22 protein-coding genes are annotated in these 23,185 nt (G+C 66.5%); 11 read left to right on the top strand and 11 right to left on the bottom strand.

All coding sequences use genetic code 11. The features are described from left to right. Positions 1-18 precede the first annotated feature (18 nt). A complete protein-coding gene (rodA, locus tag QHC78_RS09645; protein ID WP_319744881.1) occupies positions 19-1,104 on the top strand; it encodes a rod shape-determining protein RodA in 1,086 nt (361 codons plus the stop codon). 23 nt (positions 1,105-1,127) lie between these two features. Here the strand turns inward: rodA and QHC78_RS09640 are convergent, their stop codons facing one another. Then, a complete protein-coding gene (locus QHC78_RS09640) occupies positions 1,128-2,060 on the bottom strand; it encodes a LysR family transcriptional regulator (RefSeq protein WP_319743871.1) in 933 nt (310 codons plus the stop codon). A gap of 104 nt (positions 2,061-2,164) precedes the next feature. On the opposite strand from QHC78_RS09640, the gene QHC78_RS09635 reads away from it, so the two are divergent. From QHC78_RS09635 to QHC78_RS09615, 5 genes are read left to right on the top strand one after another with little or no spacing between them, the layout of a single operon-like run. Next, positions 2,165-3,166 carry a fumarylacetoacetate hydrolase family protein gene (locus tag QHC78_RS09635; RefSeq protein ID WP_319743868.1) on the top strand — a complete coding sequence of 334 codons (1,002 nt, stop codon included), beginning with the start codon at positions 2,165-2,167 and terminating at the stop codon, positions 3,164-3,166. Position 3,167: 1 nt separating this feature from the next. Beyond that, positions 3,168-4,148, top strand: coding sequence for a VOC family protein (locus tag QHC78_RS09630; RefSeq protein WP_319743866.1), 981 nt, complete (start codon positions 3,168-3,170; stop codon positions 4,146-4,148). A 1-nt stretch (position 4,149) separates the two neighbouring features. Continuing rightward, entirely contained in the window at positions 4,150-5,277 is a 1,128-nt protein-coding gene (locus QHC78_RS09625; protein ID WP_319743864.1) for an amidohydrolase family protein, read from the top strand. Beyond that, positions 5,274-6,404 (top strand): FAD-dependent monooxygenase, encoded by a 1,131-nt coding sequence (locus QHC78_RS09620; protein WP_319743862.1) that lies wholly within the window; start codon positions 5,274-5,276, stop codon positions 6,402-6,404. Before QHC78_RS09625 ends, QHC78_RS09620 begins: the two co-directional genes overlap by 4 nt. A 51-nt stretch (positions 6,405-6,455) precedes the next feature. After that, complete coding sequence (locus QHC78_RS09615; protein WP_319743861.1) at positions 6,456-7,415, top strand: Bug family tripartite tricarboxylate transporter substrate binding protein; 960 nt, start codon at positions 6,456-6,458, stop codon at positions 7,413-7,415. A 19-nt stretch (positions 7,416-7,434) separates the two neighbouring features. Here QHC78_RS09615 and QHC78_RS09610 read toward each other — a convergent pair whose 3' ends face one another. From QHC78_RS09610 to QHC78_RS09575, 8 genes are read right to left on the bottom strand one after another with little or no spacing between them, the layout of a single operon-like run. Beyond that, positions 7,435-8,238, bottom strand: coding sequence for a TauD/TfdA dioxygenase family protein (locus QHC78_RS09610; protein ID WP_319743859.1), 804 nt, complete (start codon positions 8,236-8,238; stop codon positions 7,435-7,437). Between the two features lie 36 nt (positions 8,239-8,274). After that, positions 8,275-9,309: a tripartite tricarboxylate transporter substrate-binding protein gene (locus QHC78_RS09605; protein WP_319743857.1), complete on the bottom strand. Its 1,035-nt coding sequence runs from the start codon at positions 9,307-9,309 to the stop codon at positions 8,275-8,277. A 36-nt stretch (positions 9,310-9,345) separates the two neighbouring features. Beyond that, on the bottom strand, positions 9,346-10,530 hold the full coding sequence (locus tag QHC78_RS09600) for a mandelate racemase/muconate lactonizing enzyme family protein (RefSeq protein ID WP_319743855.1): 1,185 nt from the start codon (positions 10,528-10,530) through the stop codon (positions 9,346-9,348). A 1-nt stretch (position 10,531) separates the two neighbouring features. Next, positions 10,532-11,488, bottom strand: a complete 957-nt coding sequence (locus QHC78_RS09595) for a D-2-hydroxyacid dehydrogenase (protein WP_319743853.1) — start codon at positions 11,486-11,488, stop codon at positions 10,532-10,534. 2 nt (positions 11,489-11,490) lie between these two features. Further along, a complete protein-coding gene (locus QHC78_RS09590) occupies positions 11,491-12,495 on the bottom strand; it encodes a TauD/TfdA family dioxygenase (RefSeq protein ID WP_319743851.1) in 1,005 nt (334 codons plus the stop codon). A 23-nt stretch (positions 12,496-12,518) separates the two neighbouring features. After that, positions 12,519-13,571, bottom strand: coding sequence for an ABC transporter substrate-binding protein (locus QHC78_RS09585; protein ID WP_319743849.1), 1,053 nt, complete (start codon positions 13,569-13,571; stop codon positions 12,519-12,521). Positions 13,572-13,600: 29 nt separating this feature from the next. Continuing rightward, entirely contained in the window at positions 13,601-15,343 is a 1,743-nt protein-coding gene (locus tag QHC78_RS09580) for an ABC transporter permease (protein WP_319743847.1), read from the bottom strand. Further along, the gene (locus QHC78_RS09575; RefSeq protein WP_319743845.1) at positions 15,340-16,500 is read right to left on the bottom strand and encodes an ABC transporter ATP-binding protein; all 1,161 of its coding nucleotides are present in this window, start codon (positions 16,498-16,500) and stop codon (positions 15,340-15,342) included. The genes QHC78_RS09580 and QHC78_RS09575 overlap by 4 nt, the downstream gene beginning before the upstream one ends. Before the next feature lie 127 nt (positions 16,501-16,627). On the opposite strand from QHC78_RS09575, the gene QHC78_RS21135 reads away from it, so the two are divergent. From QHC78_RS21135 to QHC78_RS09565, 3 genes are read left to right on the top strand one after another with little or no spacing between them, the layout of a single operon-like run. Next, complete coding sequence (locus QHC78_RS21135) at positions 16,628-16,699, top strand: hypothetical protein (protein ID WP_413816455.1); 72 nt, start codon at positions 16,628-16,630, stop codon at positions 16,697-16,699. Continuing rightward, positions 16,669-17,463 carry an IclR family transcriptional regulator gene (locus QHC78_RS09570; protein WP_319743843.1) on the top strand — a complete coding sequence of 265 codons (795 nt, stop codon included), beginning with the start codon at positions 16,669-16,671 and terminating at the stop codon, positions 17,461-17,463. Before QHC78_RS21135 ends, QHC78_RS09570 begins: the two co-directional genes overlap by 31 nt. A 33-nt stretch (positions 17,464-17,496) precedes the next feature. Next, positions 17,497-18,660 (top strand): enolase C-terminal domain-like protein, encoded by a 1,164-nt coding sequence (locus QHC78_RS09565; RefSeq protein WP_319743840.1) that lies wholly within the window; start codon positions 17,497-17,499, stop codon positions 18,658-18,660. Between the two features lie 16 nt (positions 18,661-18,676). Here the strand turns inward: QHC78_RS09565 and mutY are convergent, their stop codons facing one another. After that, positions 18,677-19,741: an A/G-specific adenine glycosylase gene (mutY, locus tag QHC78_RS09560; protein ID WP_319743838.1), complete on the bottom strand. Its 1,065-nt coding sequence runs from the start codon at positions 19,739-19,741 to the stop codon at positions 18,677-18,679. 19 nt (positions 19,742-19,760) lie between these two features. After that, positions 19,761-20,582 carry a bifunctional DNA-formamidopyrimidine glycosylase/DNA-(apurinic or apyrimidinic site) lyase gene (gene mutM, locus QHC78_RS09555; protein WP_319743836.1) on the bottom strand — a complete coding sequence of 274 codons (822 nt, stop codon included), beginning with the start codon at positions 20,580-20,582 and terminating at the stop codon, positions 19,761-19,763. 188 nt (positions 20,583-20,770) lie between these two features. Here mutM and QHC78_RS09550 point away from each other — a divergent pair, with 188 nt between their 5' ends. Continuing rightward, positions 20,771-22,570, top strand: a complete 1,800-nt coding sequence (locus tag QHC78_RS09550; RefSeq protein ID WP_319743834.1) for a tetratricopeptide repeat protein — start codon at positions 20,771-20,773, stop codon at positions 22,568-22,570. After that, positions 22,567-23,157 (top strand): outer membrane lipoprotein LolB, encoded by a 591-nt coding sequence (locus QHC78_RS09545; RefSeq protein ID WP_319743832.1) that lies wholly within the window; start codon positions 22,567-22,569, stop codon positions 23,155-23,157. The genes QHC78_RS09550 and QHC78_RS09545 overlap by 4 nt, the downstream gene beginning before the upstream one ends. Positions 23,158-23,185 lie beyond the last annotated feature (28 nt).

The raw sequence follows: 23,185 nt of genomic DNA, 5'->3' as shown, positions 1-23,185 counted from the left end.
GCGGTGTTCGACGGTCCGATGCTGTTGATCCTGATCGCGCTGGCCGGGATCGGGCTCATGTCGATGTATTCGGCCGGAGGCGGCTTCGATGGGCGCTTTGCCGACCAGTTGCGCAACTACGGCATTGCGCTGCTGGCGATGTGGCTGCTGGCGCAGCTCTCGCCGCATACGCTGATGCGGCTGGCCGTGCCGGTATACCTGGTCGGGATGCTGCTGCTGATCGGCGTGGAGGTGGCCGGCGAAACCAGCAAGGGCGCAACCCGCTGGCTGAACCTTGGCTTCACCCGTATCCAGCCGTCCGAGATGATGAAGATCGCCGTGCCTATGATGCTGGCCTGGTACTTCCACAAGCACCAGGGCGTCTTGCGGGTACGTGATTTCATCGTGGCAGCCGTGCTGATGCTGGCGCCGTTTTCGCTCATTGCGCTGCAACCGGACCTGGGCACCGGCCTGCTGGTGTTCGGTGCCGGGTTCTTCGTCCTGTTCTTCGCCGGCCTGTCGTTTCGCCTGCTGGTGCCCGTCACGCTGGTGAGCGTGCTCTGCCTGGGGACGCTGGTCGTGATGGAAGATTCGTTATGCGTCGATGGTTTCGATTGGGTCGTGCTGCACGACTACCAGAAGCACCGCGTTTGCACGCTGCTCAACCCGGCATCGGATCCGCTGGGCAAGGGCTTCCATACCATTCAGTCGGCCATCGCGGTCGGATCGGGCGGCATGCTGGGCAAGGGGTATATGCAGGGCACGCAGACCCACCTCGACTTCATTCCCGAACGCACCACCGACTTCATCTTTGCCGTCTTCGCCGAGGAGTTCGGCTTCGTCGGCAACCTGCTGCTGCTGTTCCTCTACCTGCTGTTGCTGCTTCGCGGGCTGGTGATTGCCGCGAACGCGCCCACGGTTTTCTCGCGCCTGCTGGCGGGGGCCCTCACCATGGTGTTTTTCGTCTACGCCTTCGTCAACATGGGCATGGTCAGCGGCATCCTGCCTGTCGTGGGAGTGCCGCTGCCGTTCATGAGCTATGGCGGCACGGCGCTGCTGACACTGGGCTGCGCGGCCGGCATCCTGATGGGGATACAGCGGCACAAGACGCTGGTGCAGACCTAGGGCGTGTCACGTGAAAAGGAGCGTTAACGCGCCCTGATGTGCTGTCCCCGGAAAAGCTGGGCGCAAACTTCGCTGATGCTGTCGCGCAGCCAGCGCATGCCGTCATCGCCCGCCTTGTGGCGGGGCCATTGCATGACTTCGGTCAGCGGCGGGATGGTGATGGGCAAATCCATCAGGCGCAAAGGCAGCCATTGCGCGTAGCGCCGGGCCAGGCCGGACTGGACCGTGGCGATGTGGGGAGTGGCGGGCAGGCACATAGGCAGCAGGCTGTATTGCGGCACGCCCGCCGCAACCTTGCGCCGGCGCTTGAAACTGCTGAGCGAGCGCTCGTCGAGCGGCGGGAACATGGGGTGGTTTTCGCGCTTGATCACGTGCTCGAGGTCGAAATACTGGTCTTCCGTCAGCGTGTCCCCGATTAAGGCGTTGCCCTGCCATGCAATCGCGAGCCAGGGGTCTTCGAACAGCGTCGCTTGGGGATAGTCCGGCAGCGCGTAGACGCTGGGAATGATGAGCAGGTCGATCTCTCCGCGCTCCAGCCCCTCCGACAGCTTGGGCGAGAGCGGATAGATCTCGAGATGAATGCCGGGCGCGTGCCTGGCGCAGTGGGCCAGCAAGCGCGGCAGCACCACGACGGAAAAGTAGTCCGACGCGGCGATGGAAAACGTACGCTGCGCCCGGGCGGGCTCGAAGTCGCCCGCCGGCTGTGTCACTTCCTGGATGCGCAGCAAGATCTCCCGGACCTCGCCGCGCAAGGCCTGTGCCCGGTCGGTCAGCACCATGCGCCGGCCGAGCGACACCAGCAACGGGTCGCCAAAGTGTTCACGCAGCCGCGACAGCGCGCTGCTCATCGCCGGTTGGCTGAGATAGATCCGTTCCGCTGCGCGGGAGACGCTGGCTTCTTCCAGCAGGGCATCGAGCGCAACCAGCAGGTTGAGATCCAGCTTGTGATAGCGCATAACCTATCCATGGCATGGATGCAAAGCATCCAACGAATTCATTGGTTAGATGATAGGCGGCTCGCTAGGATGTGGGCAATACGTTGTTCCATAAGGAAAAGAGCATGGAGACCCATCCTGCCCCGTTCGCGCTCGGTACATTCTCCGAGCCGGACGGGACGCCTTTCGTCGCGCTCGTCGTGGAGGAGCAGCGCGCAGTGCCGCTGGCGCCGCTCGCCGCCGAGGCCGGCACGCCATGGAGCGCAAACAGCGTTGCCGATCTGCTGGGCGACTGGGATGGCGCGCTTGCGCGGATCGACCGTATCCTCGCCCGCGCCGGCGCCATGCCGCCGGGTATCCCGGTCGATGGCCTGCTTGCCCATGCGCCTGTTGCGCCACGGCAGATCGTCTGCGTTGGCGCGAACTACCGCAAGCATGTGATCGACTTGGTGATGGCCCAGGGAGCAGGGGCCGAGACCGAGAACATGTCGGTGGAGCAGCGGCGCGACCATGTGGCCCGCCGTACCGATGCGCGGGCCCGCGACGGTATCCCCTATGCCTTTCCCAGGCTGTCGGGCGCGCTTTGCGGGCCATCCGACCCGGTGGTCATCCCCCGGGACGCGGAGCAGTTCGACTGGGAGCTGGAGCTCGCCGTGGTCATCGGCCGCGAAGCGTGGCGAGTCCCGCGCGAGCGGGCGCTGGACTTCGTCGCCGGCTACACGGTGGTCAACGACTTGACCCGGCGCGAGCTGGTCTATCGCCCCGACATCAAGTCGCTGGGATCGGACTGGCTGCGCGCCAAGAGCGGGCCCGGCTTCATGCCCTGCGGGCCGTTCCTGCTTCCCGCGCGTTTCGTTCCTGATCCGCAGTCGCTGCATATCGAATTCCGGCTCAACGGCGAAGTCATGCAGTCGGAAAGCACCGCCGACATGCTGTTCGACGTGGCCAGGCAGATCGAATACATCAGTTCCTATGTGCGGCTGTTTCCAGGAGACCTGGTGGCGACGGGTTCGCCGGCAGGCAACGGCATGCACTACGGCAGGTTCTTGCGTCCCGGCGATGTCATGGAGGGACGCATCGCGGGAATGGGCACGCAGCGCAACCTCTGCGTGGCGGAAGGAGCGTGACATGGCCATCGTCGGTATTCATTCCCTGACCTACCACGTTTCCAATCTCGATACCTGCACCGCGTTCATGGAAGCTTTCGGACTGGCCCGCGTGGCAAGGAGTCCGGAAGAAGCCCGGTTCGGCCTCCCGGATGGGGCCACCGTCTTCTTGCGCCGTGCGGCTCGCCCGGAAGGGCATGGCACGGTGGAAACCGTCTGGGGCGTCGATACGCTGGCGAACCTCGAGGCCGCAGCAAGCCGGCTGGCCCAAGACCGCACGGTCGTGCTGGACGAGACCGGGGTCTTCCGTTTCCAGTCGGATTGCGGCATGGCCATGGGGCTGGCCGTTTTCGAGCGCAAGCCGGTGCTGTGCGCGCCCGACCCCGTCAATGCCCCCGGCCGCGTGCAGCGGCTGGATACCTGGCGCAAGTGGCGCACGCGGGCGGCACCCCGGACGATCAATCACGTGGTCTATGGCGTGGATGACTACAAGGCATCGTGGGATTTCTTCCGGCATCGCCTGGGCTTTCGGCTATCGGATCATTCGCGGGGCCTTGGCGTCTTCCTGCGGGCGGACGGGGCGCCGGAGCATCACACCCTGTTCCTGCAGAACTGCCACTACCACGCGCCCGGTACGCCGGGTTTCCTGCATGCGTGTTTCGGCGTGGAGGACATCGACGAGCTGATGGCCGGCGCCAACTACATGGCGCGGCTGGGACATCGCAGCAAACTGGGCGTGGGGCGCCATCGCATCGCGTCGGCCCTGTTCTACTACCTGGATTGTCCCGCCGGCGGCGAGATCGAGTACGGCGCGGATACCGATTACCTGGACGACCATTGGATGCCCCGCGAATGGGATCCGAAATTCGGCTTCATCAGCTGGTGCGCGAACCTGCCTCCCTTCCTGCAGGAAGCCGCGGCGCCAGACGTGCGGGTGCTCGCGTCGGAGGACGATGTCGACATTCCCGACCTGGCCGCGTATCGGCTCGGGCGGAGGGGCTGACATGATGCTTTGCCATTGCTGCGGGCACCACGTTTACGGCGCGGGAGTCACGCAGGCGCCGCCGGGCCCCCGCTTTTCGTTTCCCACGCTGGACATGCATTGCCACCTGCTGGTCGCCGAGGCGGAAACGCTCGTGGCCGGCCGTGAAGAAAAGCGCAGGGAGTCGGCGTTGCAGCCGGTCCTGATGGGCGCGGCCTCGCATGCCCACAATATGGCGCTGCGGGAGCAGCTGGCCCCGTGCCTGACGGATATCTCCCGGCGTCTCGCGGATATGGACCGCCTGGGTATCGACATCCAGGTGCTCAGTCCATCGCCTACGCAGTATTACTACTGGGCAGACGAAAGCCTCGCCGACGAGCTGGTCGACGTACAGAACGCGCGCATCGCCCAGGTATGTCGGGAACATCCGCGGCGTTTCATCGGGCTGGGGGCGGTAGCGCTCCAGCACCCGGCGCTCGCCGTGCGCCAATTGCGCGAGGCTGTGTCGGAGCATGGGTTGCATGGCGTGGAAATCTCGTCCGATCCTGGCGGGCGAGGCCTTGACGACCCGGCCCTGGAGGGCTTCTGGGCCGAGGCGCGGCGGCTCGAATGCGTGGTATTCCTCCATCCGCTGGGCACCTCGCTGGGAGAGCGCGTGAATCGCTACTACCTGGCCAACGTCATCGGGCAGCCGCTGGAAACCACCGTCGCATTGTCGCAGCTGATCTTCGGCGGCGTGCTGGACAGGCATCCCGGGCTGAAGCTGTGTGCCGCGCACGGCGGCGGCTACCTGCCGTACGCCATAGGCCGGTCGGACCATGCCCATGGCGTGCGGCCGGAAGCGGCCGGATGCCGTTTCGCCCCGAGCACCTATTTGAAGCAGATCTGGTACGACACCGTTGTATTCCGGCCCCAGGCGCTGCACGCGCTGGCCGACATCGCCGGGGTGGGGCAAATCGTGGCGGGCACCGACTATCCCTTCGACATGGGCGACTACGCGCTTCATGACCTGTTGCGCGCCACCGGCTGGGACGCGTCCGAGGTTGCCGCCGTGCTCGGCGGCAATGCGATCCGCCTGCTTGGCCTGGATCCGGATCATCCGGCCCTGCTGGCCGCGTCGGCCCGGCTTGCCGCCAAGGTGGCGCCATGAGCAATTCCGTCTATCCACGCATACTGGTCGCGGGCGGCGGCATCGGCGGATTGGCCGCGGCGACGGCGCTGCGCCAGGCGGGCTGCGAGGTCGACCTGGTGGAAATCAAGACTACATGGGAAGTGGCCGGCGTGGGCATCATCCAGCCCGCCAACGCGCTGCGCGCGCTGGATACCTTGGGCTTGGCCGATGCATGCCTGGCCCGTGGGTTCGGCTACGACAGCTATCGCTATCTGGCGGCCGACGGGTCGTTGCTGAACGAAATGCCCGGGCCCAAGGCCGCGGGCGCGCATCGGCCTGCCTATAACGGCATCGCGCGGCGTGCGCTGCAGGAAATCCTGCTCACGGCCGCGCGGGATGCGGGAGCCAGGCTGCACAGCGGTTGCGCCATCGAGTCGTTGCAGCAGGACGAACACGGCGTCGACGTCATATTCAGCGATGGCCGCGCGCAGCGCTATGCCTGCGTGGTCGGCGCCGACGGCATTTATTCCTGGCTGCGCCGCACCCTGTTCGGGACCGGCATCCGCGCGCGGCCAACCGGCCAGAGCGTCTGGCGCGTGATGATGCCCCGCCCATCCTGGATGACCTGGGGCGTCATGATGGTAGGCGAGCGCAGCAAGGCGGGGTTCATTCCCATCAGCCAGGACCAGATGTATTTGCTGCTGGTCACCCAGGAGGAGCCGGGAGCCTTCATGCCCCCGGGCCGCTTGCACGACCTGCTGGCGGAAAGGCTGAAGGGCTTCGGCGGAATGGTGCCGGAAGCCTCTCGCACGATCGATGGCCCGGCCGGCATCGTATACCGCCCGATGGAAGTGGTCATGATGCCGCCGCCTTGGCACCGGGGGCGGGTCATGCTGATCGGCGACGCGGCGCACGCCTCGACGCCGCATCTGGGCCAGGGTGCCGCCATGGCGATCGAAGATGCCGTCGTGCTGGCCGACCTGGTGCGCCGCGGATTGCCTTGGGAAGCGCTGGTGGCGAACTACATGCAGCGCCGGTTCGACCGGGCGACCTTTATCCAAGGGGCCTCCTTCCGGATCGGCGAATTCGAACAAGGGCGTGAACCTGGTCTCGATCTGTTCGCATTGCTCGGGCGTGCCAGGGAGACCATGGCCGCCCCCCTATGACCTGCCACGAGGCAGGCACATCAGGACTACAACCCATCAAGGAGGGGAGACATGAAACTACTCAAACGCCTCATGGCCGGTGTAGCCAGCGCCGGCTTGCTCGCCGGCGCCTCGCAGGCCCAGCCGGCAGATGCCTCGTCCGGGCAAGCCGTCGAAATACTGGTGCCCTTCACCGCCGGCGGCGTGGTGGATATCATGGCCCGCGGCTTTGCGGCGGCATTCGGCAAGTACCTGAACCAGCGCGTGGTGGTGGTGAACCGCGCCGGCGCGGGGGGCGTGGTGGCCATGGCCTCGCTGGTAAATGCGCCTGCCGACGGGCACACCGTGGCATTCAGCGTGGTGACGCCGCTGACGGTGCAGCCCCACCGCATGAAGAGCATGCCTTTTGCGCCGGCCGACGTCGTGCCCGTGTGCCAGACGTTCGAGAATGCCTTCTTGATTGCCGCGCCGCCCGGGTCGCCCTACAAGGATTTCGAGACCCTGAGTGCCGCGGCGCGCGCCCGGCCGGGGAAGATCACGTACGGACATCCTGGCCCGGCCTCGTCCCCCCATTTGTCGGCGCTCGAACTATGGCGAGCCGCCAAGCTGGAGCTCAGCGACGTGCCTTACCAGGGCGAGTCGCAAATGGCGCCCCAGTTGTTGAGCGGCCAGGTAGAGCTGGGCTCGGTCACCGCGGCCATGGTTATTACGCAGAAGCTGCAACCGCTGCTCGTGTTCGCAGACAAGCGGCTCGAGGAGTTCCCGAACGTGCCCACCAGCGCGGAACTGGGATATCCCATCAAGCCATCGGGCTACGGCGGCCTGTTCGTCCGCCGCGGGCTGCCGGCCGAGTCCCTGGCGCGGCTGGAGGCGGCATGCCAGAAGGCCATGAACGACAGCGATTACCAGGCGTTGGCCAGAAGGCAGTTCCAGTTGTCGGAGTACCTGGACGCCAAGGCCTTCGCCGAGCGCATCGCTGCGGACTATCGCGCCAAGGCACAACTGATTCCTACGCTCAACCTGACGCAGTAGCGCCGGCGGCGATAGACGGCTAGTGGTCGAACTCCGGGCCCTCGACCACGATCCGGTGCATGACCCGCTCGCCCGCCCCGTAGTCGTTGACGGCAAAGTGCCAGGTCTGCAGGTTGTCCCAGAAGGCGAGCGAGCCGGGCCGCCAACGGAACCGGCAGAACAGCTCCGGGTGCTGGCCCTGCTGGAACAGGAACTCCAGCAGCGGGCGGCTTTCGGCCTCGGTCCAGCCTTCGAACCGGACGGTGTAGGCCGGATTCACGTACAAGACGGGCTTGCCGCCTTCGGGGTGCCGGACCACGACGGGATGTGTCACCTCCGGGTCGGGTGCGCGCCCGGTGCCCATGCGCGCCTGCACGCCGGCGTTCGAGTGCACGGCGCGCAAGCCTCCCAAGGTTTGCTTCAGTCCGTCCGAGAGCCGATGGTAGGCAGCCGCCATGCTGGAGAACAGCGTGTCGCCGCCCGTGGCGGGCGCTTTCCGGCACAACAGCATGGTGCCCCAGCTGGGCGCTTTGCGATAAGCCTGGTCGGTGTGCCAGCTGCCGCCGACGTTCCGATCGCGGCCTGCTTCCTTGCGGACTTCGGCAATTTCCTCCGACCCGGGGATGGGCGGGATGATGCCGCTGGTCGGCACCGTGGGGCGGCCGAAGCGCCGCGCCAGGGCCACATATTGTTCGGAGCTGAGCGTCTGGTCGCGAAAGAAGACGACGCCGTGGTCGATCAGGGCTTGCCGGATCTGCCGATAGACCTCGGCCGGCTGCTCGACCGATAAATCGACCCCCTCGATTTCCGCGCCGACGTTGGAGGTGACTGGTGTGATGCGCATGGCTATGCTTCCCGTAGTAGGTCGTCCCGCCGGACGCTAGCGCCCGACCGATTTTTCGAACACCTCGCGAAAGCGCGTCCGTTCGATGATGCCGCGGTAGCGCTCGTAGTCCGCCTTGACCATGCCGGCGAAGACCTCGGTGGTGACCTGCACGGGTTCGAATCCCAGGTTGGCGAGCGCCTGCTGCCCCTGTTCCGAACCGCTCACCTCATTCATCGCGCGGTTCATGCGCTCGAGCACCGCTTGCGGCGTGCGCGCCACCATGAAGACTCCCAGCCAGTCCTGGAAGACGATGTCCTTGTAGCCGAGCTCGCCGGTGGTCGGAATATCCGGCAGGAAGCGGGAGCGCTTGGCGCCGGTTACGGCCAGCACCCGTATGCCGCCCGACTGGTGCTGGGGAATGGCGCTGGCGATGGGCAGGATGATGGCAGGCACGTGTCCGCCCAGCAGGTCCTGCAAGGCCGGTGCATCGCCTTTGTACGAGACGTTGTCCAGCTTCACGTTGGCCGCCTGCGAGAAACTCGTGCCCACCAGGTGCTGACTCGATCCGGTCTGGGCCGCGTAGAGCGCCTGGCCGGGGTGCTCGCGGCACCAGCGCACGTAGTCTTCCAGCGTCCGGACCTCGGCCGGGACGGCCGGCCCGACGGCGATGGTCATCATCGAGCGGCCGGCGATTCCTACGGGCGCGAAGTCGCGCAGGGGATCGTAGGGCAGCGTAGAGACGACGTGCGGCGAAATCACGATAGGGTAGGCCGGCGACAGGAACATCAGGCTGCCGTCCTTGACGCCGCTGTGCTTGACATGGGCATAGGCGATAGCGCCGCCCGCACCGGCCTTGTTCTCGACAATGACCCGGTCCGCATAGCGCCGGCCGAGTCCGTCGGCAAACATGCGCGCGAGCTTGTCGGTGGCCCCGCCGGGGGGCGATCCGACCAGGATGGTCGCCTGCGTCAACGTCGACGCGCCGAAGGCGCGGCGTCCCGCTGCCGCGCAACAAAGGCTTGCGGCCGAAGCCGCCAGGAAGCGGCGGCGCGCGTGGGCCGGGCCGTCCTGCAATACGCTGATCGCCATGATGGTGTCTCCTGTCTCGAGTTGTCGTGGGGCGTGCTAGCCCGGCATGCGCTTGGCGGCATGTTCCCGTGCAACGTCTTCCTGGATGTCCGCTCCCCAACCCGGACCCTGGGGCAAGGCGAAGCAGCCGTCGCGCAGGGTCCATGGCCGGGTCAGGAGATGGCGGCGCCAGGGCACTTCGTCTTCGTCGTATTCCATGAAGCGCAGGTTGGGAATGACGGCACAGAAATGTGCGCTCATCAGCGATCCCAGCGGGCCGTGGGAGTTGTGCGCGGCCACGTTGATTTCCCAGGCGTCCAGCAGGGCGGCCATCTTGACGGACTCGGCCATGCCGTTGAATACGACGTCGACGATGCCCACGTCTACCGCCTGTGCATCCAGGTAAGGCTTGAGCGCCCGCCTTCCCAGCACGGTCTCCATCGAGGCAATAGGGGTACGTGTAGTACGCCGGATCAGACCGAGTGCTTCCGGATTCTGGCTGTCCATTTCCAGCCAGGTCAGGCCCAGCGGTTCGGCGGCAAGCGCGAGGCGGCGGAAGCCTTCGGTTTTGTAGTTGAAGTTCAGGTCCAACATCAGGCCCATGTCCGCGCCGCCTCCTTCGCGCAGCGCCGCGAGCTGGTCCACGACACGGCGCTCGATGGCATGGTCGATGTTGAGCTCGAAGCTGCCGGTGCCGCGGCCGATGGCCGCCGGCTTGCCTGGGTGGAAAACCAGCAGATTGGTCTTGAGCGCCTTGAAGCCGTTGCGGGCCGCCTCGGCCGCCAGCCGCTTCAGGTCGTCGAGCCCCCGCACGGCCGCCTTGCCGATGACCTGCTCGAACAGGTCGACATTGCGCGCGCGGTACATGCCGAAATGCGACCAGTAGACCGGTATGTCGTGGCGCAGCGCGCCGCCGAACAGCTCGTATACCGGAACGCCCAGCGCCTTGGCCTTGATGTCCAGGCAGGCATTCTCGTAGGCGCCTATGGCGAGCGCCTGCAAGCCGCCCGCGGTCATCTGGGTCAGCGCGTACAGCCTGGCGGACAGGCGCCCGACGTCGCGCGGGTCCTCGCCCATGATCAGCTCGGCCATGCCTTGGACTACCGCCGCCAGTCCGCGCCTGCCGCGGGCCTGGTTGAATTCGGACCAGCCGATCAGGCCGTCGTCGGTCGTCAGCTTCAGGAAGGACCAGTCGTCCCATCCGCCATCCACGTGCAATTGCTCGACCCGGACAATCTTCATGTCAGTCCTTGACCATGTGCAGCAGCGGTTCGCCGCCCATGAACCGCCGCAGGTTCTCGCTGACCACGTCGGCGATCCGCCTTCCCGTATGCACGCTGCCCGCGCCGGCGGTATGGGGCGAAATGAACAGGTTCGGCGCATCCCATAGCGGATGATCCGGGGGCAGCGGCTCGGGTTCGGTCACGTCGATGAACGCGCTCGCCAGGCGCCCTGAGGTCAACGCCTCGCTCAGGGCATCCTGGTCCACCGTTTCTCCTCGGGTCAGGTTGATGAAGAAGGCGCCGGGCTTGATGGCCGCGAACCGTTGCGCGTTCATGATGTGGCGTGTCGCGGGCGACGAGGCGATGCAAAGGGCTACGACGTCGGCCTGGGCAAGGGCCTCGTCCAAGGCCTCCATGGGCCGCATCTCGGCCAGCGGGCTGGCGGGGAGCGACCTGGATAGGCCTATCACCTTCATGTCGAAGCCCGCCGCCCGCTTGGCCAACTGCGCGCCGATGTTGCCGAAGCCGACGATGGCGAGTGTCTTGCCTTCCAGCGAGACGAGCGGCGGTGAGAACTCCTTGTTCCATTCATGCCGCGCCGAGCGCTCGCAAATGTCGGCGATCCGGCGCGCCATGCCCAGCATCATCGCCATCCCATGCTCGGCCACCGCGGGCGCGACGGCGCCGCCCTGGTTGGTGACTACGACGTGCGCCGGCACGCCATGCGCCAGCAGGCCGGCCGCGCCGGCCGACAAGAGCTGTACCCAGCGCACCTTGCTGCCGGGTTGCTTGATGGCGGCGGAAATCTCCCGGCCGGGCGCCCCGCGGGGATCGGACAGGATCAGCGCGTCGGCCTGCGCGGCGATCGGCGCAACCTCCGACAGGTCTTCGCAGATGACCAGGTCCAGACCGGGAAAGGACTCCAGCGCGCGCTGCACCGGGGCGCGGGCGATTCTGGTGCTGAATATGACTCGCATGGTCAGGCGGCTCCGGTAGATTGATGCTCGCGGTAGACCCGGGCATAGGCTTGCCCGCGGGCGTAGAACTCAGGCACGACCGGCCGCCCATCGGGTACCGTCAGCCAGAGCCGCAGCAGCAGCCGCCTGTGCTGGTCGTCGTTCTCGAATTCCGTGCGGGAGTGCAGATTGGTGAAGTTGTGCCAGAGCAGGATCTCGCCCGGCGCCAGCATGAAGCGCAGTGCCAGCTCGTCGCGCTGCGCGATGGCCGAGAACGCTTCCAGGGCTTCAGACAGCTTGTCGGGGAGCGCCGTGTTGTTGCGGCGGGCGGCTTCGCGCATGAAGCTGGCTGCATACATGCAGCTCACCTGCCCGTCCACGTGGCAAAAGACCGGAATCTTCTCGTCCGTGACCGGTTTGCTGCTCAGCCGAGCTTCCGGGATGGCGAGGTAATAGCCTTCATACAGCGGTTCCAGCAGGTCCGGCCTTTCCCGCAGCAGGGCATTGTGGATCGCCAGAGAGCTGACCAGCGCGCTTTGCCCGCCGCGGGCTGCCTGGCGGATGCATTGCAAGCCCACGACTTCGTAGGAATCGGTGTGCATGACCAGTTCGCCGCTACTGCGGTAACCGCGTGCGACGGGGTCCTTGTCGTCCTGCTCCACCCGGCCCAGCCGGTCCCCGGCGTGGCTTTGCACGGCCGCTTCGCCCAGGTGCGTGCCCACGGCCCAGTAGATGCGTTCGAGCTGCTCGGGGTCGTATCGCGACGGGTCCAGGCCGGTCACCAGCACGACGCCACGCCCGTGCATGATGTCCGCGCGCAGCTCGTCCAGCAGGCCGACGAGCGCGGGTTGGCGGACGTCCCCCCGCGTGACGGCCTGCGGCGCCAGATGGGCGGTCTGTTCGAGCAATCGATCGATATCGTCGAGCTCGTTCTGGCGCAGCGGCCGGGTGATGGCGCCGCGGCCCCCGAGGTCCCGGGAGGTCCAGGCGCTGGGATGGTCAATGGGCGTACGGCATATCGATGTCATGGCGCGTCTCCTGCGCGGGAGGATTAGCGGGCAACGCCCAGTTCCCTGGCCAACATGCGCTTGCGTTCATCGGGCACGTCAAAGCGCATTTCCATGCCCTTGCGCACCGGTATGCAGCCGCGGCTGTCGTCCGGCGCCATGGCCAGGGAAGTCGGGCTGATCGAGCAAGTGAGCTTCAAGCCTTCTTCCGAAAGCAGCCAGTTCAGGTAGAGCCGGGCCGCATTGGGATGGGGAGCGTCGGCCACGATGGCAATGCTGCGGGGCGAGACCACCGCAGGGTCCTGCAGGTACTGGATGGCGATGGGCGCCTTCTTCTCGATCAGCCGCGCCGAGAACGACGCGAAGGTCGGCGCGTTGAACAGGTAGGCGCCCGCGGCCACCATCTGCGCACCGGAGGCCCCGCTCTGGGTGATCTTGTAGTTCTGCCCGGCGATCTTGCGTAGCAGTTCGACCCCGCGTGCGCGCTCGATGGCGTCCAGCCAGCCCATGTAGTTGTCGGCCACCTGCGGATCGGTCAACAGGAACTTGCCTTTCCATTTCGGATCGGCCAGTTCCGTCCAGGTCTTGGGCACTTCCTGCGGCTTGAGCTGCTCGGTGTTGTAGGCCAGAGCCACGAGGTCCGTGGTCCAGATCATGTGCTTGTCGGCCACGCGATAGTCGGGCCACTTCGCCAGGTTGGGGAGGACGGAGCGGCCCAGGTCCGCGAAACGATCGGGGCGCTGCTCGTAGGGAACGGGCGAACTCACGCTCACGATGTCAGCGCGCACGTCCTTGGCGTCGTACTCGGTCGAGAAACGCTGCATGAGCGGGCCGGTGGGGAAGCGTATGAAACTGCCCTTGATGCCGTAGCGCTTTTCGAAGGCGGCCAGCAGGGTCTTGGTCTGGTTCTCGTCCGACGAGGAGTAGATCATCAATTGCCCCTCGGCCTGGGCAGCCTTGACGAGCGCCGCCGGCTGCTCGACGTCGCCGGTGCTTTGCGCCAGGGCAGGTAGCGATACCGCCATCAGGCCGCCCAGGGCGGCGCGGCGGGCTGCATGGAGAAAACCGCCGAAGCGGGTGGAGGAAGGGCGCGACATGTTCCGTTCTCCTTGAAGGGATCGGCCGGCTAGCCGCCTCGCGGCGCAGACCGGGCGAAGCGCGGACGTCCCAGCAAAAGCACCGCGGATACGGCGACGGCGGAAACGACGCCGATGATGCTGCCGATGGCGGCCAGTTGCGAATACGTGCCGTTGTCGAAAAGCGTGAGGATCAGATAGCCGATGACAGGATTGCGCGGGCCCGACAGGATGGCCGCCGCATTGAGTTCGCCCAGCACCAGCGCGAAGATCGACGCCCAGCCCGCGGCCAGGCCGGGCAGGATCAAGGGCAGCTGCACGGTCCGGAACGTGCGTACCGGCGAGGCGCCGAACAGGCGCGCCGCTTCGGTCAGCTGGTTGCCTACCTGCTGGACCGAAGATTCGGCGGCGATCGACGCGGTGGGCAAGTAGATCGCCGCATAGGCCAGAAACAGGATCAGCCAGGTGCCGCCCAGGTGGAAAGGCGCAAAGCCAAAGGCCACGAGTACGCCGACCGCGAAGACGATATGGGGGATGGCGGTGGGGACCTTGGTGACGATGCCCAGGGTTTGTTCCCGCCGGCCGCCGGCGTGCCGGGCGATGACTGCGACCAAGCCGGCCGCCAGCACCGCGGCGGTCGACGCGCATATGGCCAGCATGGCGCTGTTCGAGATCGCACTTCGCGCCGCTGCCGATGCGCCGAATTCCGCGAAATTGCCCAGCGAAAGATCGGACAGCACGATGCGGGAGCGCCAGAAGGGCTGCAGTGCCACCACCACCAGGGCCAGCAGCGGCAGCACCGAGGTCAGCAGGACGTACAGCAGCACGGCCAGCCGCGCGGGCCAGCGCCAGCCGCCCAGCGCGAGCAGGTTGGGGCGTATGCCCATGCCGCCGATTTGCGCGTGGCCGGTACGTGAGGCGATGCGCCGCTGCAGCAGCCATATCGAAGCGATCAGCACCATCAGCAGCAGCCCGATAATGACTGCCTGCGAGGTTCGCGGCGGATAAGAGAAATTCAGCAGGCGATAGATGTAGACCGACAGCACTTCGATGCGTGCGGCGCTGCCGATCAAAGCCGCGATCGAATACAGGCCGATACTGGATATGACGCAGACCAGGACGGACGAGCCGACGGCATGGCGGATCGCCGGCAGGGACACGCCCAGGAAACAGCGCATGCGTCCTTTGCCGCATATGCGCGCGGCTTCTTCCAGGCTTGGATCCAGGCCGCTGAAGGCCGCGGCTGCAATGACGTAGACGTGCGGTACGGCCCATAGCACGTAAAGAAAAATCAGCCCGGCCCAGCTTTGTATGGCGACCTGGTCCGCATCCAGCGGCAGCCCCAGTGCCTGCAGCGCATCGATGAGCGGGCGCGCCAGGAAGCCGGCCCGGGGGTCGGCCAGGAACAGCCAGCCGATGGCCATGGCGACCGGAGGCAACAACAGCGGTATGACGGGCAGCAGGCGCGACAGGCTGCCCCACCGGGCGTCGGTGCGTTCAATCAGCCAAGCGAAGAAAACGCCGATCGGGACGGCCAGGCACGTTGTGGTCGCCGCCAGGATAGCGGTGTTCCGTACTGCGGCCAATAAACCGGGGGCGGTCAGCGTACTGGCCCACAGCGCCCAGTCCAGGCGGCCCTCGGGCGCAATGGCGCGTACGAGGATGATCGCGATCGGGTAGAAGACGATCACGCTGACCGCCAGCAGCAAGGGCACGACGAACCAGGTCGCCGAGCTGCCTCCGCGAGCGGGCGCCGGCGGCTGTCCCAGGTCTCCGGCGGTTGTCGCGCTCATGCCGGGAACCACCTGAGGCTGGCCGCGGGCAGCGTGACGTCGATGGCATCGCCCGGCCGCATGGCGGCCTGGTTCCATGCCCGCCCCGTGGTCCACGCCGTCATCGGCGTACCGGCGACCTCAAGCCGGAGCTCCTGCCGTGCGCCGAAATAGATGGCATCTTGCACGACCCCGGGAAACGACGGGCCGGGCTGCGATGGCGGCGAACCGGCCGGCGCCACGGCCACCTGCTCGGGGCGTATCGTCAGCCATCCGTCGTCGCCGGTCCTGGCGCCAAGCCCCACGCCCGAGACCGGCAGCTTGCCCAGGGGCGTGGCGATGACCGCTTCACCTCCGGAAATGGTTTCCACCCGCCCTTGCAAGCGGTTGATCTCGCCTACGAATTCGGCCACGTAGATCGACGCCGGGTGTTCATAGACGTCGCGTCCGCTCGCCGACTGGCTGATCCGGCCCGACTCCATCACCGCCAGGGTGTCGGCCAGTTCCATGGCCTCTTCCTGGTCGTGCGTGACGTAGATGCCCGAAAACCCCGCCTGCGCCTTGAGCTCACGCAGTTCCCGGCGCAGCCGGCGCCGCACCTTGGCATCGATATTCGACAGCGGTTCGTCGAACAGCATCACTGACGGCGCGCCGGCCAATGCCCGTGCCAGCGCCACCCGCTGCTGCTGGCCGCCGCTCAGCTCGCCGGGGTAGCGGTGATCCATGCCGACTATCCCCAGCCGGCCCAGCACGTCGGCGACCCGGGCCCGAATGGATTCCTTGTCGTAGCCGTCGAGCGCGGTCAGCGGATAGGCCACGTTCTGGAACACCGTCATATGCGGCCAGAGTGCATACGACTGGAACATCATCCCGATATGGCGATGCTCGGGCGGGACATAGACATGGTGGCGCGACGAGAAAACGGTCTTGCCGTTTATCTGGATTTCGCCGCCGTCCGGTTTTTCGAGCCCCGCAATGCATCGCAACAAGGTGGTCTTGCCGCAGCCGCTCGGCCCTAGCAATACCACCAGCTCGCCGCGGCGTACGGTCAGATCCACGGCATCCACCGCCAGTACGCCGTCGTGCCCCTTGCGGCCGTCACCCGGGTAGATCTTGGTCAGGTGACTGACCCGTACGATCGCTTCGCTCCCCGCGGGGAGCCCTGTCGCAGCGGCCAAGATGTCTTCCTCCAGATGTGGCGGCGCGCTACAGTCGCCACCTATCTTTTTGGTGTTTTGTTCAATCTAGCATGAATCTAAATCTTTATTGAACAAGAAATTTAAAAAAACGAGTTGTTTGGTGTAAATTCAAACTAATTGTCCAAAATGTGGACAGAGGGCGATAGCGTGTCAGCAGTCACAAACAAGATCCGGATAGAGAAAGCAGGGCGTAGCGACGAGGCTTCGCCCAGTGCCGTCAAGACGCTGGGCAAGGCATTGGCCGTGCTCGAAGCGGTTGCGCAGTGCGAGCATCCGCCGACCGTCGGCGAACTGGCCGCCTTGCTGGGCCTGGCCCGGCCCACGGTGCACAGGCTGGTACAGACCCTGGTGGGCGCCGGCTTTCTGCAGCAGAACACCACCGACGCCCGGGTCAGCATAGGATTTGCGGTGCTGCCGCTCGCGTCTTCGCTGCTCGATAACAACCGCCTTCGGCTCGAAGCCTTGCCGCACCTGCAGGCGCTGGCGCAGAAAATGAACGAGCGGGTCAACCTGGGCATCCTGCACCGGGGCCAGGTGCTCATCATCGGCGGCACCGAAAAGCCCAACCTGCCCACGATCTATTCCCGCTTCGGCCGGTCGGTGCCCCTCCATTGCTGCGCGCTGGGCAAGGCCATGCTCGCTTTCATGCCGTCCGAAGAAGCGCTTACCCTGCTCGAGGCGCGGCCCATGGTCGCCCGCACGCCCAACACGATCACGTCCATCCCGGAGATGATGAAAGAGCTCGCCGCCATTCGGCAGCGGGGCTATTCAACGGAGCGCGGGGAGAACTCCCCTACGTCCAGCTGCATAGGCGTGCCCTTGCTGGACCGGAACGATTTCCCGGTCGGCGCCATCAGCGTCAGCGGCCGGTCCATGGAACCGCTGGAGAAGGACGTCGGCGAAGCGCTGGCCACGGCGGAACTGATTTCCCACCTGCTCTAGCCGGACGCGCAGCAATCACGATGGAGTACTGGCATGAAGATCCAATCCGTAGAGATCTGCAAACTCGAATTGCCTCCCCGGACGCCATCGACCCCGCCGCGCCGGTCCAGCTACAACCAGACCGCCAAGCGCGCTTTTCCGATCAACAAATATGCCGAGTTCCCGCGCCAGTTACGCAAGATCCCCGGCGAAGTGGCCGACGAGGCCTGGATCAAGGTGACCGCCGAAGACGGCACCTGGGGCGTGGGGTTGTGCCACTGGGGCAGCCTGATCGAACCGCTGGTCCGCAGGCATTTCTCGCCGCTGCTGACGGGGCGCGACTGCCTGGCGATCGAATACCTGAACGATCTCATGTGGCGGTCATGCCAGCGGTTTGGTGCGACGGGCCTCGCCTCGGTGGCGCGCAGCGGCATTGATCTGGCCTTGTGGGATCTCAAGGGCAAGCTGCTGGACGTGCCGGTCTACAGCTTGATCGGCGGACCCTGCCGCGAACAGATCGACTGCTATTGCACCAGCGACGATCTGGATTGGACGATGGAGCTGGGGTTCAAAGCGTTCAAGATCAGCAATCCCGTTCACTACGAGGAAAGCACCGAAGGCATCAATCGGCTGGAAGAAAAAGTCGCCAAGGCGCGCGAGACGGTGGGACCGGATGCGGACCTGATGCTCAATCCCGTGATGTCGTTCAACGTGGAGTTCGCCGCCCGCCTGATGGAGCGGCTGTTGCCGTACCGGCTGCGTTGGATAGAGGAACCCTTGATGCCGCACGACGTCGATGGCCTCGCCCAGCTCAAGCAGGCTGTCCCGACCCTGCCGATCGCCACCGGCGAGGATCACAAAGGCCGCCATGCGTTCCGGGAACTGGTGGACCGGCGATGCGTAGACGTGCTGCAGCCCGACCTGCGCTGGTTTGGCGGGCTGACCGAGGCGCTGAAGGTCTATACGTTGGCCGAGGCCGCGGGCCTGTCGACCTTTCCGCATTCCGGGGCCAGCCTGCCGTTCGGCCAGCACTTCCATTTCGCCATGCCCGAAGCGCAGCTGGCGGAGTACTGGCTGGGGGCCGATGTGGGGGTGCCGCTGGCCGAAGCCATGCGCCTGCCCGGTGTCCAGGTGCCGGTGAACGGCAAGGTTCGGCCTTCCGATGCGCCGGGATTCGGCATCGACCTGAAGCAAGAATGGCTGGTGCCCTGGCCTTGACGGCCGACGGGGCCCCCTACACCAGTCCTCCCCGGGCAAACAAGCCTTGCAGCAGCTTCTTCACCGGCGCGGGCAGCGCGGCTTCGGCCAGTTCGCTGGTGGGCAGCCAGATCTGCGGTTGCCCCGCGTCGCGCAGCGCCAGCGAACCTGCATGCACGTGCCAGGGGTCCACATGCAGCCGGAAATGGGTGAAGGTGTGTGAGAACCGCGGCAGCCGTATCGTTTGCGCGGGCGCCACCCCCAGATGCCGGCAGGCCAGTCCCGGATCGCCGTCGGCGAATTCCGGCAAGCTCCACAACCCGCCCCAGATGCCCGGCGAAGGCCGGCGCTGCACCAGGATCTCGCCGCCTTTCTCGATCACCAGCATGCCGGTATGCCGTTCCGGCACGGCCTTGCGTTCGCGCGGCGTGGGCAGTTCGTGCTGGCGCGCCTCGCGCAGCGCCGTGCAGGTGTCGCGTACCGGGCATCGTCCGCAGTCGGGATCGCCGCGGGTGCAAAGCGTGGCGCCAAGGTCCATCAGCCCCTGGGTATAGCGCCGCATTTCCTCCGCGGCGTCGGGCCCCTCTGCCGGCACCTCGGCCTGGGCGATAGCCCACATGCGCTGTTCCACCACGCGCTTGGTCGGGACGCCCTCGATTCCGAAATGGCGCGCGAACACGCGCTTGACGTTGCCATCCAGGATGGGGCTGCGCTCGCCATAGGCAAACGCGGCGATCGCCGCCGCCGTGGAGCGGCCGATGCCGGGCAGGGTTTCGATATCCGCCGCCGTAGGCGGAAAACGCCCGCCCCAGTCCGACACGATCCGCTTGGCGCACGCATGCAGATTCCGGGCGCGCGTGTAGTAGCCCAGCCCTGCCCACAAGGCCATGACGTCTTCTTCGTCCGCCGCTGCCAGATCGGCCACCGTCGGGAATTTCGCCAGGAAACGCTCGTAGTACGGAATCACCGTCGCTACCTGCGTCTGCTGCAGCATGATCTCCGACAGCCAGATCCGATAAGGGTCGTGCGTGTTCTGCCACGGCAGCGTATGCCGCCCATGGGTCCGCTGCCACGCCACCACACGCTCGGAAAACGACTTCACTACACCTCCTGTTGGGCGCTTATCTCTGACACCGCGGGCAAAAATACGTCGCCCGCTGGCCCTGCACCAGCCGCCGGATCGGCGTGGCGCATACCCGGCAGGGCTGCCCGGCCCGGTCGTAGACGCGGGCGTCGATCTGGAAATAGCCCGACTCGCCACCTGCGCCTACGTAGTCGCGCAGCGAGCTGCCGCCCGCGCGGATGGCGTCTTCCAGCGTGGCCCGCACCGCGGCCGCCAGTGTCTCATAGCGCGCCGCGGAGATGCGGCCGGCGGGCGTGCGAGGGTGGATACCGGCCCGGAACAGGCTTTCGGACGCATAGATGTTGCCGACTCCCACGACGATATCGCCCATAAGCAGGGCCTGCTTGATCGGCGCACTGCGCCGCCGGGTATGGCGAAACAGCCAAGCGCCGTCGAAGCGTGGATCGAAGGGCTCGATGCCGAGCTTGGCCAGCAAGGGGTGGTCTTCGACCGGTCCCGCTTCGGCGTCATGCCACAGCACCGCGCCGAAACGCCGGGGGTCGTGCAGGCGCAGGACGGCCTGGTCGAAGATCCAGTCAACATGATCGTGCTTGCGCGGCGGTTCGCCCGGATCGACATGGCGCAGCGATCCGGACATCCCTAGGTGGACGATCAGCCACCCATGCTCGAATTGCATCAAAAGGTATTTGCCGCGGCGGCCCGTGGTCAGGACGCGGCGCCCCTCTACCCGCGCGGCCAGATCCGGCGGGACCGGCCAGCGCAGGCGGGGCTCGCGTATGATCAGGCGGCGCAGCTCGCGGCCTTCCACCGTGGGCGCGATGCCGCGGCGGGTGGTTTCTACTTCTGGAAGTTCGGGCATGTTGATTGCTGCCGGCGCCAATGAACTGTTCGCGCCGCCGGCAGTCCGATGATTAAAGCCTATGAACCCGCGTATCTCCGCCGGCATGCCTGGCCCGCCGGCGGGCTCGCCGACCGGTTGGGCAGATAAGCGCAGTGCTAACATCACCTAATATGGACGGCGTCGGCGGTACGCCAAGGAATTGTGCCATGTTGTTTAACGCTTATCGTTTGAAGCTGGCGGCCGCGTGCGTGGGGCTGGCGGCCATGGTCCCGGGCGCGCTTGCCCAGACCGAGCCGGCCGCTTCGGACGAATTGCTGGTTCCGGGCTTGAGCCTTTCGCCGCTCAGCGGAAGGGCGATCGGGCCCAAGGCCCTTCCGAGCGTCGAGCTATCGGCCGACGTCCTGTTCCAGATCCTGGCTTCCGAGATCGCGGCCCAACGCGGCGCTTTCGGCCCCGCTACCAGTACCTCCCTGGAGCTCGCGGAAAATACCGGGGACCCCCGCCTGGCTCGCCGGGCGGTCGAGTTCGCGCTGGCCGGGGGCGATCTGGTGCGCGCGCTGGAAGCGGCGCAGGCGTGGGCCGAACTCGATCCGGCCGACGTGGAAGCGCGCCAGACCGCGCTTTCGCTGGCAGCCGCCGCAGGCCGCGTCGAAGGCATGGGGTCCGCGCTGCGGTCCAGGATCGCAGCCGCGCCCGACAAATCCGTAGCGATCGTCGAAGCCCGCCGCGTGGTTGCCCGCCTGGAAGACAAGCGCCGGGCGCTGACCATTCTCGAGGAAGCGCTGGCCGATGTGCGCAACCATCCCGAGGCGCACCTTGCCCTGGCCCGGGTCGCCGCGGCGGCCGGTGACAATACCCGCGCGCTGCGCGAGGCGCGTGCCGCGCTCGATGCGCAGCCCGATTCAGAAGCGGCAGCCATGCTGGCCCTGCAGCTGGGCATAGAAATCGAGCCCGAGCAGTCGGTTGCGCGGGCTCGCGCCTTCATTGCCACGCATGCCGAGTCGCGCAACCTGCGGGTCCTGCTCGCGCGGGCGCTGGCATCCCTGAAGGACTACGAAGGCGCCCGGTCGGAGCTGGATGCCCTGGCGCGGGCCAATCCCGAGGATTTCGAGATCCTCTACATGCAAGGCGTGCTGGCCTACCAGTCCGGGCGCCTGTCGGACGCGGACCGCTACCTCAGGCAGTACCTGGACATCCACGAACAACGCGTCGGCGCCGACAAGCGGCTTGCGCCGCTGCCCGAAGCCGATAATGCGCTGTTCCTGCGCGTGCAGATCGCCGAAGACCAGCAGCGCTACGACGACGCTTTCGAGCTGCTGGACAAGGTCGACGACCCGGAGGCCGCCTTGCCCGCCCGCCTGCGCCAGGCGGTGCTGCGCTCCAAGCAGGGGCGGGTCGACGAAGCCCGGCAAATACTCTCGGTCATCGATCCGCGCAGCACGCGCGAGGGCACGCAGGTGGCGCTGACCGAAGCGCAGATCCTTAGGTCGGCCGGGCAGCGCGACGAAGCGGTCAAGGTTCTCGAGGCGGCGAACGAACGCTATCCCGATACGCCCGACATCATGTACGACCTGGCCATGCTGTACGAACAGCAGAACCGGATCGACGAGATGGAGAGCCGGCTGCGCCGCATCATCGCGATCAAGCCCGACCACGCCCACGCCTACAACGCGCTCGGCTATTCGCTGGCCGACCGCAACGTCCGGCTGGACGAGGCCAAGAAGCTGATCGAGCGCGCGTTGAACCTGGCCCCCGACGATCCCTTCATCATCGACAGCATGGGCTGGGTCTACTACCGGATGGGCGACAACACGCGGGCGCTGTCCTATCTCGAGCGGGCCTACCAGCTGCGGCCGGACGCTGAAATCGCCGTGCATCTGGGCGAGGTCCTCTGGGCCGCGGGCCAGCAGGCCCGGGCACGCCAGTTGTGGCGCGAAGTCCAGGCCAAGGATCCTTCCAACGCCGCGCTCAAGGGCACCCTTGTGCGCCTGGATGTGACGCTGTGAGCCATTGCTGCTTGCGGTTGGCGCGTGCGGCGGCGACTGGCGCCTTGATCGCGCTGGTGGGCGCCTGCGCCGTGCCGGTTCCGATTCCCGCGCCGCAGGGCGCGGACGAAAGCCGCTCTTTGTCGCGGGTCGGGCGTTTCGCGTTGCGCGTGGAAGAGATCAGCGGCAAGCAGAACGCGGTGCAAGGAAGCTTTGCCTGGCGCGACGACGGCAGCAGCCTCGCGCTCGACTTGGTGTCTCCCATGGGCGCCACGCTGGCCCGGGTCGAGGCCGCTCCAGGCCGGGCCGTGCTGCGCGAATCGAACGGCAAGGAAACCCGCGCCGGCGATCCGGACGAATTGGTAGGTATCGTGCTCGGCAGCGATATTCCGGTATCCGGGTTGCGCGATTGGCTGCGCGGCCGCATCGCGGCCCGGCCCGCCGCGGTGATCGTCGAACGCGACGAACAGGGCCGGCCCCTGGTGTTCGACCAGGCCGGCTGGCGCGTGACAGCCCGCGAGTACGACGCCATGGGCCCGACCCGGCTGCACCTGGCGCGCAACGAAGCCGGTCAGGAAGTGGACCTGCGCCTCGTCATCAATCCCTAGATGAACCTGCTTCCCGGACCCTTCGGGC

It is taken from the genome of Pigmentiphaga sp. (assembly GCF_033795525.1).
In the GTDB taxonomy this organism is placed as follows: domain Bacteria; phylum Pseudomonadota; class Gammaproteobacteria; order Burkholderiales; family Burkholderiaceae_B; genus Pigmentiphaga.
This window is presented reverse-complemented; position numbering and strand designations above follow the sequence as displayed.

Coding starts and splice junctions, on each gene's coding strand:
- rodA (WP_319744881.1), top strand. CDS start 19: ATGCTGTTGATCCTGATCGCGCTGGCCGGGATCGGGCTCATGTCGATG.
- QHC78_RS09640 (WP_319743871.1), bottom strand. CDS start 2,060: ATGCGCTATCACAAGCTGGATCTCAACCTGCTGGTTGCGCTCGATGCC.
- QHC78_RS09635 (WP_319743868.1), top strand. CDS start 2,165: ATGGAGACCCATCCTGCCCCGTTCGCGCTCGGTACATTCTCCGAGCCG.
- QHC78_RS09630 (WP_319743866.1), top strand. CDS start 3,168: ATGGCCATCGTCGGTATTCATTCCCTGACCTACCACGTTTCCAATCTC.
- QHC78_RS09625 (WP_319743864.1), top strand. CDS start 4,150: ATGATGCTTTGCCATTGCTGCGGGCACCACGTTTACGGCGCGGGAGTC.
- QHC78_RS09620 (WP_319743862.1), top strand. CDS start 5,274: ATGAGCAATTCCGTCTATCCACGCATACTGGTCGCGGGCGGCGGCATC.
- QHC78_RS09615 (WP_319743861.1), top strand. CDS start 6,456: ATGAAACTACTCAAACGCCTCATGGCCGGTGTAGCCAGCGCCGGCTTG.
- QHC78_RS09610 (WP_319743859.1), bottom strand. CDS start 8,238: ATGCGCATCACACCAGTCACCTCCAACGTCGGCGCGGAAATCGAGGGG.
- QHC78_RS09605 (WP_319743857.1), bottom strand. CDS start 9,309: ATGGCGATCAGCGTATTGCAGGACGGCCCGGCCCACGCGCGCCGCCGC.
- QHC78_RS09600 (WP_319743855.1), bottom strand. CDS start 10,530: ATGAAGATTGTCCGGGTCGAGCAATTGCACGTGGATGGCGGATGGGAC.
- QHC78_RS09595 (WP_319743853.1), bottom strand. CDS start 11,488: ATGCGAGTCATATTCAGCACCAGAATCGCCCGCGCCCCGGTGCAGCGC.
- QHC78_RS09590 (WP_319743851.1), bottom strand. CDS start 12,495: ATGACATCGATATGCCGTACGCCCATTGACCATCCCAGCGCCTGGACC.
- QHC78_RS09585 (WP_319743849.1), bottom strand. CDS start 13,571: ATGTCGCGCCCTTCCTCCACCCGCTTCGGCGGTTTTCTCCATGCAGCC.
- QHC78_RS09580 (WP_319743847.1), bottom strand. CDS start 15,343: ATGAGCGCGACAACCGCCGGAGACCTGGGACAGCCGCCGGCGCCCGCT.
- QHC78_RS09565 (WP_319743840.1), top strand. CDS start 17,497: ATGAAGATCCAATCCGTAGAGATCTGCAAACTCGAATTGCCTCCCCGG.
- mutM (WP_319743836.1), bottom strand. CDS start 20,582: ATGCCCGAACTTCCAGAAGTAGAAACCACCCGCCGCGGCATCGCGCCC.
- QHC78_RS09550 (WP_319743834.1), top strand. CDS start 20,771: ATGTTGTTTAACGCTTATCGTTTGAAGCTGGCGGCCGCGTGCGTGGGG.